At 67.5% G+C, this 12741-nt stretch carries 12 protein-coding genes; 4 read left to right on the top strand and 8 right to left on the bottom strand.

The features are described from left to right. The first annotated feature begins 537 nt into the window (after positions 1-537). The 3 genes from K0P03_RS30435 to K0P03_RS30425 all read left to right on the top strand — a co-directional run bounded on the left by K0P03_RS30435 (position 538) and on the right by K0P03_RS30425 (position 3117). The gene (locus tag K0P03_RS30435; RefSeq protein ID WP_272791555.1) at positions 538-795 is read left to right on the top strand and encodes a WGR domain-containing protein; all 258 of its coding nucleotides are present in this window, start codon (positions 538-540) and stop codon (positions 793-795) included. Between the two features lie 700 nt (positions 796-1495). Then, entirely contained in the window at positions 1496-1837 is a 342-nt protein-coding gene (locus K0P03_RS30430; protein WP_050744271.1) for a helix-turn-helix domain-containing protein, read from the top strand. Beyond that, the gene (locus tag K0P03_RS30425; protein ID WP_272791554.1) at positions 1837-3117 is read left to right on the top strand and encodes a type II toxin-antitoxin system HipA family toxin; all 1281 of its coding nucleotides are present in this window, start codon (positions 1837-1839) and stop codon (positions 3115-3117) included. The genes K0P03_RS30430 and K0P03_RS30425 overlap by 1 nt, the downstream gene beginning before the upstream one ends. 76 nt (positions 3118-3193) lie before the next feature. On the opposite strand, the gene K0P03_RS30420 is transcribed toward K0P03_RS30425, so the two are convergent. The 4 genes from K0P03_RS30420 to K0P03_RS30405 form a co-directional block, all read right to left on the bottom strand. Then, entirely contained in the window at positions 3194-4633 is a 1440-nt protein-coding gene (locus K0P03_RS30420) for an FAD/NAD(P)-binding protein (protein ID WP_272791553.1), read from the bottom strand. 9 nt (positions 4634-4642) lie between these two features. Then, positions 4643-5275: an RBBP9/YdeN family alpha/beta hydrolase gene (locus K0P03_RS30415; RefSeq protein WP_130516795.1), complete on the bottom strand. Its 633-nt coding sequence runs from the start codon at positions 5273-5275 to the stop codon at positions 4643-4645. 224 nt (positions 5276-5499) lie between these two features. After that, positions 5500-8196, bottom strand: coding sequence for a bifunctional diguanylate cyclase/phosphodiesterase (locus K0P03_RS30410; RefSeq protein ID WP_272791564.1), 2697 nt, complete (start codon positions 8194-8196; stop codon positions 5500-5502). Positions 8197-8227: 31 nt separating this feature from the next. Next, complete coding sequence (locus K0P03_RS30405; RefSeq protein WP_272791552.1) at positions 8228-9328, bottom strand: TRAP transporter substrate-binding protein; 1101 nt, start codon at positions 9326-9328, stop codon at positions 8228-8230. Positions 9329-9575: 247 nt separating this feature from the next. On the opposite strand from K0P03_RS30405, the gene K0P03_RS30400 reads away from it, so the two are divergent. Then, positions 9576-9923, top strand: coding sequence for a hypothetical protein (locus K0P03_RS30400; RefSeq protein WP_024270057.1), 348 nt, complete (start codon positions 9576-9578; stop codon positions 9921-9923). Between the two features lie 18 nt (positions 9924-9941). Here the strand turns inward: K0P03_RS30400 and K0P03_RS30395 are convergent, their stop codons facing one another. From K0P03_RS30395 to K0P03_RS30380, 4 genes are all read right to left on the bottom strand, one after another. Then, positions 9942-10376: a GNAT family N-acetyltransferase gene (locus tag K0P03_RS30395; protein WP_023515004.1), complete on the bottom strand. Its 435-nt coding sequence runs from the start codon at positions 10374-10376 to the stop codon at positions 9942-9944. Between the two features lie 200 nt (positions 10377-10576). Continuing rightward, positions 10577-10861 carry a copper-binding protein gene (locus K0P03_RS30390; protein WP_272791551.1) on the bottom strand — a complete coding sequence of 95 codons (285 nt, stop codon included), beginning with the start codon at positions 10859-10861 and terminating at the stop codon, positions 10577-10579. A gap of 17 nt (positions 10862-10878) precedes the next feature. Continuing rightward, positions 10879-11346, bottom strand: coding sequence for a cupredoxin domain-containing protein (locus K0P03_RS30385; protein WP_037405311.1), 468 nt, complete (start codon positions 11344-11346; stop codon positions 10879-10881). A 32-nt stretch (positions 11347-11378) separates the two neighbouring features. Next, positions 11379-12737, bottom strand: coding sequence for a multicopper oxidase family protein (locus K0P03_RS30380; RefSeq protein ID WP_050744279.1), 1359 nt, complete (start codon positions 12735-12737; stop codon positions 11379-11381). Positions 12738-12741 lie beyond the last annotated feature (4 nt).

The following is a 12741-nucleotide window of genomic DNA, read 5'->3' as shown; positions in this document are numbered from 1 at the left end:
GGATTCTCCAAGGGCTGTGTGCGACGGCTTGGCCATCGGCAGTCTCCGTTCATTCCCCGATCCGCGGCCCCTCATGGTCCGGCAGACCGGCTTGCCTATAGTTTCTCCGATTCTCACCCCCGGGGATATGCGGGGGCGAAGAAATCTACAGAGGCTTTCGGCAGTTACGGCGAAAATCACAATCTTCGCCCGGTTCCGTAAGAGACGGTGGGGCAGGTTCCGAGTCGCGTCAAGCGTTTTTTGGTTAACGACGCCCTGGCGGGTGAGGGCCGGAATCCCGCGGAATCAGGACTCTGGCGGTTCCCGGCGGCGCGTCATCCACCGGATTCTGACTCCGTCCCGCGCAAGGTCGGAGGCGCTTTGCGCCGGGCCGCAGCCGAATCGTCGGCCACGCCTGCCGATTCTCGTTCCCACCTTGCTCAAGGGCTCCGTTGACAGCTGTCAACCGCGCGATCCATCAGCATCATGAATCGATGCGTAGCCATCGATTCCAAAAATGCGTTGGACGGGATTCGCCCTACCGGCGAGACTCGCCCCATGGACGAGACGAGGTCAAGCCATTTCGAACGCCGGGACGCGACCCGCAACATGCAGCGCTTCTACCGTCTGACGGTAACGCGGGATCTTTTCGGCACCGTGCTCTTGGTACGCGAATGGGGACGCATCGGCGTCTATGCCCGCGAGCGCAGGGAGGCGAAGGAGAATCTTGCCGGCGCCTGCCGGGATGCGGACCGGCTGGCGGTGCAGAAACAGCGGCGGGGCTACAGGCTGATCGAGGCCGATGGCGGGCGTTGACAGCTGTCAACACACCGGCTGCCGGGCGAGGTGAGGCGTGGACGAGATGCCGGCCCCGATACGCGGCGTTGACGATGCCGGTAGTGGCGTTCCGCCATTCGCCGACCCGCCGATTTGACATTCCGGAACCCTACGCACGTACAGCAACACCCGCCAACGCGCTCCAGCATTCGCCCGCGCATCGCAGCGATGACCAGCGGGGCCGCATCCTTCTTCCTGTCCTGTGCCGGCAGCTCCAGCCCCTCGGCAAGAGCGCTTCCTTGTCGGAGGCATAGGGGCGCGGGACACCATTTGATTGCCAGCTGTCAACTCGGCACGGCCCCGATGGGAGCAGTACGCCAGGCTGGCAGGCGCGTCCGATGGTGTAAAACGCCAGCACCATGGTCGGATCGACCATTCCGGCAGACCCGCCCGACCGCCATGTCGCAGAGGGCGCCAAACCGCGATGTGCCGCTCGGGCCCGCAGCCGCCCGGGACAGCCGCGTGGCACTCCTTGCCGCAACGCAGAGCAAGCAATGGAGGAAAACAGGCGCGGCAATGGATGGCACTCCGGGAACGGCGCAGAATGCCGGCATGCAAGGGTACCGAAAAAGCGGAATCCCGCTCTCTGCGCCAGGAAAAGCGGAATTCCGCTTTTTTGTAAGCCCGTTCCATGGTATGCGAAAATCCGCTTGTTTTGCAGCAAAGAGCGTCTTTCCGCATGAAATCCTCCGTCGCCGAAAATCTGGGCGCGCAGCTTCGCCGCACTCGCAAGAGCCGCGACCTCACCCAGCCGGCGCTGGCGGCGCGGCTGGGGCGGGATCGGGCGCGCATTTCGGAGCTGGAGCGCGACCTCATCCAGGGACGTCTCGGGCGCGACCGGCTGGCGCTGCTCCTGGAGATCTGCGATGCGCTCGACCTTTCGCCCGTGCTGGTGCCGGCCGAACGGCTGGCGGCGGTGCAGGCCCTGCTGGCGCCCACCGGACCGAAAGAAGACGCCGCGCGCCCGGACGGCACCGCCTTCGACGACGTCTTCATCGACCTTGCCGACGGAGAAGCGTAATGGTGCGCGCGGCGGTGCTCGGGGTGCACCTCCTTGATCCTGCGGGCCGGCCCCGGCGGGTCGGCATCCTGTCGCGCGACGGGGAGGGGGCGACGGCCTTTATCGTCGACGAGGCCTATCTGCGCGATCCGGCCCGGCCGGTGCTGAGCCTCGGCTGGCAGGTGCCGGGCGACGAGGCGGCGACGCGCGGCCGGCTTGCCGCACGCGGCGACAAGATCGGCCTCAACGGTCACCTGCCGCCGTGGTTTGCCGGTCTCCTGCCCGAGGGCGCGCTGCGCGACCTCGTGCTCGCCGAGATGGGCCCGGGCCGGCACGATCAGTTCGATCTCCTGACGCGACTCGGCGGCGACCTGCCGGGTGCCGTGCTGGTGACGTCAGAGACGGCGCCGCCCGAGACCGCCGGTCCCCTCCATCTCGAACGGTTCGCCGGGCTCGACCTGCCGCAGCCGGAAGGACTGGTCAAATTCTCACTGGCCGGTGTGCAGCTGAAATTCTCCGCCGCCCCCGCCGGTGCCCGGCTGACCGTGCCGGCGCGGGGCGGAGAGGGACGGGCGATCCTCAAGGTGCCCACGGCGCGCTATCCCGGCCTGCCGGAGGCCGAATTCGCCGCCATGACGCTCTGCCGGATGATCGGCGTGACGACGGCCGGTTGCCGGCTCGTGCCGGTGGGGGAGATCGACGGCCTGTCTGCCGGCCTGCTTTCGGGTGGCGCGATGGCGCTCGCCGTCGACCGGTTCGACCGGCCGGGGGAGGGGGAGCGCCTGCACATGGAGGATGCCGGCCAGGTCGTCGGTGCCGTCGGCGAGCGCAAATACACGATGGCGACCTACGAGACTATCCTCAACATGATCCGCCGCTTCAGCACCGACTGGCGTGCCGACGTGCTGGAGGGCATCCGCCGCATTGTCGCCGACGTGCTCATCGGCAATGGCGACAATCATTTGAAGAACTGGTCCTTCCTGTTTCCGGGAGGCGGGGCGGTGCGGCTGTCGCCGGCCTACGACATCGTGCCGACCGTGCTCTTTGCGCCCGACGACCAGCTGGCGCTGCGCTTCGTCGGCACCCACGGCTTTTCCGCCGTCACCCTGCGCCGCTTTCGCCGCGTCGCGGACTTCCTCGGGCTCGATCCGGACTGGATCGAGCGGGAGGTGCGCGACACCGTGCTGATGGCACTCGATCTGTGGCCCGAAGCGCTGAGGGCGCATCTTGGCGCACCGCAGGCGGACCGCCTGATTGCGCGGCTCGAGACGCTGGCGCTGGTTGAGGAAGCGCGGGGTTGACCCTCCTCCCCTCTCCTCCCCGCGGCAGGGGAGGGGAGGGCGCGCTCAGAGCAGTTCCGCTTTTCCCTGACAAACTCTAGCCGTGCGCACGCACCTGCGCGGCGGGGAGGCTGGCGGCGATTGCGCGGGCGACGAGCACGGCGTGCTCCGTCACCTGCGGCAGGCCCATCAGCTCGCCGAACGTGCCGCGCGCCAGCGGGCCGGCAACGAAGAGCGTGCCGGAAGGCCGGCCGCTGGCGGCAACGCTGCGGCTTTGCTCATCGACCAGCAGGCCGAGACCCACCGGGTCCGCCCGCACATGGCCCGCGGCGGCAAGACCGGAGAGATAGGGCTGGCTTTCCAGCACCGCCTCGTGGCCCGGCCCCGTCGTCACCACCACCGCATCGAAACGGCCATCTTCGAAGCCTCCGCCGTGCCGCAGGCGCAGGCGCAGGCGCAGGCGCACGGCAAGGCCGCCCGCAGCGTCGTGTTCGGCTGCCGCGATCGAGCCGGCGCGAAAGGCGAGCGTTCCCTCGGCAAGGCGCTGCTCCAGCACCGCTTCCACCTGCGGGGCGATGCGGAAGCGGTGCGCATCCCAATAGGGCCGCAGGAAGCGCAGGAGCCGTCGCTGCTCGGCGAGGGGCAGCGCGCGCCAGATCGTACCGCCCTCCGCCCGCACCCGGTCGATGACCGCATGCCAGCCGACGTCCTGCGCTCCGGCCTCGGCGACGGTCTGGCGGATCCGGCGGAGCAGGGCGCGCGCCGAGCGGGCGGGCGGGGCGGTGAAATTGCCGAACGGCGCAGGCGCGGCAAGATCGTGCCCGCGGGCACGCAGGCCCCGGCGCGAGACGGCGGTGATGAGGCCGCGATGCCCGCGGGCATCGAGCGCGGCGATCACATCCGCCGCGGTGAGGCCGGCACCGACGACAAGAACCCGGTCGAGCGCCCCGATGCGCCGGAGCGCGCCGGGCACGGTGGCATCAGGGATGTAGCCCGGATGTCCGGCAAGGGCATGCGCCAGCACGGCCGGGGCGCGCGGCGCCGGGTGGGTCGTGGCGATGACGACGGTGTCGGCGAAGAGCACCGTGCCGTCGGCGGCCGCGATGCGCCAGTCGCCGCCCTCCTGCCGGGTCACCGCAGCGACGCGGCCGCGATGGTGCTCCACCGCCCCGCTGGCGAGGAGCGGTGCGAGCTGGTTGGCGACGTAGCGGCCGAAGGCCGAGCGACGGGTGAAGACATGGCCGTCCGCCGTCTCGGCATCGGGGTCCGTCGCAAGATAGCCGGTCACCCGCAGCCAGCGGGCGAAATGCTCGCCATCCTCCGGCAAAAGCGACATGCGCGCGGCCGGCACATTGATGCGGTTGACCGGTTCGTCCGTGTCATAGGCAAGGCCTCCACCGAGCCGGGCGCGGGGCTCGAACACGACGATGCGCGCCGCATGCGCCGGCAGCGCGCGCGCCAGGTGGTAGGCGACCGCCGCGCCGCTGAAGCCGCCGCCGACGATCGCCACGACCGGGAGGAAGGATGAGGTGCTCATGTGCGTCTTTCAGTGGAGGGCTGCGGGGGAAAGCCCGGGGGAGGGGAGAGGGGACGGCAGGTGCCCCGTTGCCCGGCCCGCACCGGCCGCCCGCGTTTTCAGAAGTTCGAGGAAATCATAGCCGGCGGTCCAACGGCCGAAACCGCTGGCGATGTTGATATGGCCGGCATGGCCGATATCGACGAGGTCGCTGCCCCAGGCGCGCGCCGTCTGGCGCAGCCGCTCGGCCGGCATGTAGGGATCGTTGAGGCTGCCGACGACGAGCGAGGGAAAGGGCAGCGGGCGCACCGGCATGGCGCCGAACCGGATGATGCAGGGATGCAGCCCTTCGGTCGTCTCCAGATCGCAAGGCGCCACGAGCAGCGCGCCACGGATGCGCCCGGCGAGCCGGCTTTCGGCAAAATGCGCCGCGAGGATGCAGCCGAGGCTGTGGCCGACCAGCCAGACGTCGTTGCCCACCATCTCCACCACCCGTTCCAGCCGGACGAGCCAGTCCCGCTGCTCCGGGCAGGACCAGTCGTGCTGCTCGACCACGCGGCTTTCCAGGTTGTCGCGCGCCCAATGGCGCTGCCAATGCGCCGCCGGCGAGCCATTGAGACCCGGCAGGATGAGCGTATCGACGGGAATATCGAGCGACGGCATGGTGGCCTCCAGACGATCGGGATGCCCTGCGGCATCGATACCGGGGAGGATAACGCGTTCGGCCGGCGAGTATAGGAATTCTATCTTTTATATGGACTAATTTTCGAAAAGCCTTTTCGCCCGAAACGGGAAGCATAACCTGCAACACTCGAAGCCCACGCCCCGCCAAGGGCGGCCATCGGCGATAGAGGCCGTGGCCCTTGCCCGCGCGGGCGGCGCCGGTTTCAGGACACCAGGCGTCTGGCCGTGATGGCCTCGATCTCTTCATGGACAAGGATGCTGGAGACGGCCTTGAGCAGCGGCTGGGGCCTGCCGAGCAGGAAGCCCTGGGCTTCCGTGCAGCCCGCCTGGCGGATCGCTTCCAGCTGGGCCGGGGTCTCGATACCCTCGGCCGTCGTCGTCATGCCCAGCTCGCCTGCAAGCGCCGCGATGGCCGAGACGATGGCGGCGCTGTCGGGGCGGACCGTGATGTCGTTGACGAAGGAACGGTCGATCTTGACCTTGTCCAGCGGGGCCAGCCGCAGGTGGCTGAGGCTCGAATATCCCGTGCCGAAATCATCGAGGACGATGCGCACGCCGAGCGCCTTCAGGCTCTTCACCGCGGCAAGGGTCCGGTTGTCGTCGTCGAACAGGGCGGTCTCGGTGATCTCCAGCTCGAGCCGCGCCGGATCGAGGCCGGTCTCGGCCAGCACATCCCGGACGATCGCGACCATGTCGCCGAAGGCGAGCTGCACCGGCGACAGGTTGACGGCAATGCGCGGCGCGCCCGGCAGATGCACGGCATCCCGGCACGCTTGCCGCAAGGCCCAGGCGCCGATCTCGACGATCAGCCGGGTCTCCTCTGCCAGCGGGATGAACTCCCCCGGAGACACGGAACCGCGCTCGGGATGCTGCCAGCGCAGCAGGGCCTCGAAGCCGCTGAGCGTGCGGGAGGCCAGCTGGTAGATCGGCTGGTAGGCGAGCTCGAACTGCTCCTCGGCAATCGCCCGTCGAAGGTCCGCCTCGAGTGCGATGCGGCCATGCAGCTGCTCGTCCATTTCCTCCGTGAAGAAGCAGAACGTGCCGCGCCCGCGGGACTTGGACTGGTAGAGCGCCACATCCGCCTGCTTCAGCAGCGTGTCGGCATCCCCGCCCGCACCCTCGGCAATGGCGATGCCGATGCTCGTCGATATGGCGATCGCCCGGCCCTCGATGGAGAACGGCTGGCTGAGCACATCGACGATGCGGGCGCTCAGCACTTCGGCGGATTGCGGCTGGTCGTGCCCGGTGCACAGGATCGCGAACTCATCGCCGCCGAGGCGCGCGACGGTGTCGGTCTTGCGCACACAGGCGGACAGGCGCCGCGCGACGTCCCGCAGCAGCTGGTCGCCGACCGGGTGGCCGAGCGTGTCGTTGATGTCCTTGAAACGGTCGAGATCGAGGAACAGCAGCGCGGCCTGCCCACCCCTGGTGCCGATCTGCTGCAGGACATCGGCAATCTGCGTGCGGAAGGCCAGCCGGTTCTGCAGGCCGGTCAGGTCATCGTGATGGGCAAGGAAGCGGATGCGGCTTTCCTGGCGGGTGAGGGCAATGTTCTGCCGCTGTGCCTCCTCGACCGCGGCATTGGCGCGGGCATTGGCCGCGGCGAGCTCCGCGTGGGCCGCCTTCAGCGCGGTGATGTCCGTGCGGATGCCGACGCGGCCGCCATCGGCCGTCCGCCGCTCGCTCGCCAGCACCCAGACGCCGTTCGGCAGCATGCTCTCGATCGCGCCGCTGTCCCCGCTGTGCCAGGCGACAAGATCGCCGATGAAGGTATCGATGTCCCCCGTAAGCTGCGGATACTGGCCCCTTTCGGCGCCCTGGCGAACGATATCCTCGAAACGCGCGCCTGCCTCGATGAAGGGGGCGCTCAGCGCGTAGAGGTCGCGGTAGCGCTGGTTGCAGGTCACCAGCCGGTCGTTCTCGTCCCACATCACGAAGCCATCGGACATCGCCGCGATCGCATTGTCGAGGACGGCAGAGGCGCGCTCACGCTCCGCGCCGACCTTTTCCCTCTGGCGGATGGCGACCAGGATCGCCGCCGCGAAGGCGAGCACGAACAGCGCGACGATCCCGGCGCCGAGAACGATGCCGTCGCGCGCGCTGCGCCAGTCGGAGAGCAGAACCGCGTTCTGTGCGCTGAGCACCACCCTGATGTCACCATAGAGCGACTGCCGGGCGACCGTCAGCACGCCATCGTCCGCACCGGTCTCGGTGGCCGGGAAGGCCACGCCGTTCACCGCCCCCTGCCGATGGACAGCGCCATGGGATTTGCCGATCAGCAGCTCGTCATGCGGCTGCGAGGCGATGACCCTGCCATCGGCGCGCTCCAGGAAGATCCGCGTACCGCGCCCGAGATTGGTCTCCGACACCAGCTTCATCAGGGTCTGCAACGGCACTTCGGCGACCGGAACGATGCCGATCCATCCGGGGATCGGGCGCGCGACATAGAGCGACCAGTCGCCGGTGACGGGATTGTGCACCGGGCCGATCAGGGTTGTCGGATTACGGCCCACCAGCGCGACATCGGTCGGCAGCGGATGGCGCACCGTCATCGATTGCCCGGACGCCACCACGCTGCCATCCGGCGCAACCAGCAGGAGATCGCGAAAGGCCATCGTCTGGAAGCTGATGCCGCTCAGCAGCTGGCCGGCCGGCCCGGCCTGGCCCGGGGCGATCTTCGCCGCCTTGAACAAGGCCGGGAGGCTCGCCAGCGCGCCGTCGACCTGAAGCAACTGCCGCTCGAGCGCGTTCTCCACCGCCTTGGCGGACCCTTCCAGCGATTGCCGCGCGGCCTGCCAGGCAGCCCGTTCCGCCTTTTCCACGACATGCACGGTGCCAAGCGCGATGATCGTCAGGATGGCGGCCGTGCCGGCGCAGACCACGAGCTGAAGGCGTTTCATCACGGCAGGATACCCCGGCATTTCTGGTTGGTCATGGGCTTTGGGGCTCGTTTGCAAGGACGGGTTTGAGATAGGTGTTCCAGGTCTGCTCGCAGCTCTTTCCGCATCGCTTGAACCAGCGCGGCAGTACGACGTCGAGCAGCAGGCGCTGCCGCCGCACCTCGTCCTCCGGCGATGTCGGCACGATGGTCATCGCCGCCTGGGTTTCGCCGGAACAGTCAGGCGCGCCGGCATTGCAGGCGAGCCCACGCTCCGTGTCCGCCTCGGCCTGGGCCCAGATCCGCTGTTCGAGCTGGCGCACACCCTGCGCGACCGTGCTGCGCACATCGACGGGCAGGTTGTCCCAATAGGGCCGGTTGACGCCGAAGATCGATACGCCCCAGCTCAGCGCCATGGCATGCACATAGGATGTGACCTCCGGCAGCCCGATCTCGTAGCCGCTCAGCGTGCCGGTGATCGCGCAGTCGACGAGGTCATCGCGAAGGCTCGGCACGATATCGGCAAAGGGTATGCTCACCGGCACGGCACCGAGCGCCGTCACCAGTTCCGATTGCGCGACGGAAGACGTCCGGATCCGCCGGCCGGCGAGGTCGTCGAGACCGGTGAACGCGTCGACGCAGAACAGCACCTGCGCGGGATAGGCGTAGACGCCGAGAAGCCGGATGTCGTAGCGCTGGTCCAGCACCATTTCCAGGTGCGGCCGGTAGGCGCCGACCGTCCGGCGCAGCATCGCCACGTTGGGGTTCAGCGTCGGCAGGTCGATCGCGCTCAGTTCCGGCTCGTCCCCGGCGGTGGCGCTCAGCAGCACGGTCCCGAAGGAGACGACGCCAAGCCGCAAGAGCTGAAGCATTTCCTGGGCACGCAGCCCGCCGGCATCCAGCGGGCGGATCGCCGCGCTGATCCGGCCCTGCGACAGCGGCCCGATTTCCGTTTCCCAGAACGGCTGCTCGATCTTGGTGAACTGCGTGACGCCTGCAAGACCGCCGATGACCTGCAACCGGACCTGATCGCCTGAAGATTGCTGGGCGGAGGCACCGCCGGCACAGCCAAGCAGCGCAGCAAACAGGGTGCACGCCAGCCATGCGCCGGTAAAGCGGCCTGCCGCTGCACGCCCGCACCCTCGTCCGCTCATTCGTTACCCCCGGCTTACTCTTCTCCCAGCGTGAAATCTTCCGTCATAGAAGTTAACGGACCCTGTGTCCGAACTGCGAAATATGACATCTTGAGTTGCATCGATACGCCCGCGTTTTCCGGGATGCTCCGCAGTCTGGCTTGCCCGCTGCGATTTCGTCGAATAGGGCGGGATCGATATCCGGCCCCTCTTGAACCGGCCGCTTCCGGACGCCAGATAGGCGCTCGGACCGCAAGGAGACTGATGCTTGAACACGACCTGCCCCGTTCTCACGCCCGCAGAGAAACATTATGTCGAGATACAGGAGCGGGTGGAGAAGGCCATGATGGCCGCAATCCACGCGGCGCTGAAGACCGCGATCGAACAGGCTGCCGAGGAATTGAAGGCCGTCGGCCTCGACGAGCCGCCGCCGGCCTACGACTATTTTGTCGCCCACGCGCAGCAGCAGCTGTTCCTGCACCTGTGCGGCGCGGACCCCGAGACCTTCGAGGGCGGCGATCCCGACATCGCCACCTTCGTCATCCGCAACGGCCAGAACATCCGCGACCACTACTGGGCCAAGGACAGGCCGGCGTCCGACGACGCCGAAGGCTGACCGGATCCCCCGCCGAGATCAGGCGGCCATAAGCTCGAAGCGGTGCATCTCGTCGTCGAGGCCGCGATAGGTCCATGCCAATGCCGTGAAGAAGGCGTGGGCCGCGTCGTTCTCGTGATCGACGAAGGCCATCCAGCCGGCGGCCGGCGGATGGCCGTCCCAGCCGACGACCGCGGCAAGCGCCCGGCGGCCCAGGCCCGTGCCACGCACGGCGGGGCGCACCGCGATATCCGTTATCCCGTGGAGCCCGCCTGGCTCGGGACTCCACACACAACCGACGAGCGCAGCGGGTGCACCGTCCTCGACACCGACGAGCTGGACGCCGTCCGTTGCGTGCAGGACGTGATCGAGCCATGCCTCGTCGAGCGGACCGAGTTCCTCGTTGAGGCGTTCGTCCTCGAACCAGTGCTGGATCCATGGCCAATCCTGCGGGGTGATCCGTCTCAACTGCATGCGCGTCCTGTGCTCCCTGACCGATGCCCCGAAGATGGGAGCGCCGGACCGGAAATTCCATGGGGCCGGGTGAGGGCGATCGCCGGTGTCGGATGGAGTGCGCGGGGCCCCTCTGCCCGGCCGGCCATCTCCGCAGACCCCACGCGATCGCCCCCGGCGGGGAAATGCCGCGCTCCTTTCGAGAGCGCGGCCTCCCGGCCTTACTTCACCTGCGTGACCGTCAGCTTGCCATTGACCCGCTCTGCGACGAACTCGACCTTTGCGCCGGCCTTGAGCTTCTCCATGAGCGCCGCGTCGGCGACCTGGAAGACCATGGTCATGGCGGGCATTTCGAGGTTCTTCAGCTCCTCGTGGACGAGCGTGACCTTCTTGGCCTTCTCGTCCACCTTCTTGACGGTGCCGCTCGTGAATTCCTGCGCGAAGGCGCCGGAGGCGGCCGCAAGGACGAGCGCTGCGGAAAGAGCGATTTTTGCGATGAATTTCATGACGTTCTCCTTTCTTCTCACTTCTTGGCGACGGTGATGTCGCCGTGCATGCCGGCGTCGTAGTGCCCCGGCACGAGGCAGGCGATCTTGAAGACGCCGTCATTGGTGAACTTCCAGACGACCTCGCCGGCCTTGCCGGGGGCAAGGCGGATGGCATTGGGATCCTCGTGTTCCATTTCCGGGAACTTCTCCATGACCGCCTTGTGCTTCATGACCTCCTTCTCCTCGTCGAGCACGAATTCATGGTCGAGCTCGCCGGAATTCTTGATCGCGAAGACGATCGTCTGGCCCTTGCGGACCTTGAAGGTGCTCGGCGTGAAGATCATCTTGCCGTCGTCGGTCTCCTTCATCGTCACGCGGATGGTCTGGGTGGCCTCGGCCTTCTTGCCGGGTTCGCCGACGGCCATGGCGCCGTGGCCGGCATCGGCAAGGGCGCTCGTCGAAAAGCCCGCTGCGAGCAGCAGCGCGGTCAGTGCGGTCTTCATCATTTCATATCCTTCGTTTCGAGGGGGTTGGCTCAGCCGTGCCTGGCGTGGCCGGGGGTAATCGTGGTCTTCGCGTCCTTGGCCTTGGTCGTTTCGGGCAAGGCGCCCGTCCACTCCCAGGCCTGCGTGCCGGGCGGGTTTTCGTACCAGCCCGGATCGCTGTAATCGCCCGCCGAGATACCCTCGCGGACCTTCACGACCGAGAACATGCCACCCATTTCGATCGGGCCATGCGGGCCCCAGCCGTTCATCATGGGGATCGTGTTCTCCGGTATCTCCATCGACATTGCGCCCATATCCGCCATGCCGGCGGTGCCCATGGGCATGTATTCGGGACGGAACTGTCTGATCTTCTTGGCGACCTCCTTCTTGTCGACGCCGATGAATGTCGGGACGTCGTGCCCCATGGCGTTCATGGTGTGGTGCGACTTGTGGCAATGGATCGCCCAGTCGCCGACATATTTCGCGTCGAACTCGTAGGCCCGCATCGCCCCGACGGGGATGTCGATGCTGACCTCCGGCCAGCGTGCTTCCGGTCGGACCCAGCCGCCGTCCGTGCACGTCACCTCGAAATCGTAGCCGTGCATGTGGACCGGGTGGTTCGTCATCGTCAGGTTGCCGACACGCACGCGGACCTTGTCGTTCTTGGAGACCACCAGGGGGTCGATCCCCGGGAAGACACGGCTGTTCCAGGCCCACAGGTTGAAGTCGGTCATCTCCATGATGCGCGGGACATAGGCGCCGGGCTCGATGTCGAAGGCGTTCAGGAGGAACACAAAATCCCGGTCGACGGGCATGAAGGCCGGGTCCTTCGGATGCACGACGAAGAAGCCCATCATGCCCATCGCCATCTGGACCATCTCGTCCGAATGCGGGTGGTACATGAAGGTGCCGGACTTGATGAGGTCGAACTCGTAGACAAAGGTCTTTCCGACCGGGATATGCGGCTGCGAGAGCCCGCCGACGCCGTCCATGCCCGAGGGCAGGATCATGCCGTGCCAGTGGATCGTCGTGTGCTCCGGCAGCTTGTTCGTCACGAAGATGCGCACGCGGTCGCCCTCGACCGCCTCGATGGTCGGGCCCGGCGACTGGCCGTTATAGCCCCAGAGATAGGCCGTCATGCCCTCCGCCATCTCGCGCTCGACAGGCTCGGCGATCAGGTGGAACTCCTTGACGCCATTGTTCATGCGGTAGGGGAGCGTCCAGCCGTTGAGCGTGACGACAGGCGTGTAGTCCGGGCCAGTGGTGGGACGCACCGGGAACTGGGTGGCCGCGCTATCCATGACCGCCGCCTCGGGCAGGCCCATATTGGAGGTCTGGGCCCAGGCGGTGGACGAGACGAGCGCCGCGCCTGCAGCGCCAGCCCCGAGAAACTGTCTTCTGTTGAACATCGTC

Origin of the sequence: Shinella sp. HY16 (genome assembly GCF_028534175.1) — a bacterium.
GTDB lineage: Bacteria > Pseudomonadota > Alphaproteobacteria > Rhizobiales > Rhizobiaceae > Shinella.
Note: the sequence above shows the minus strand (reverse complement) of the source record. Positions and strands in the feature narration are given on the sequence as shown.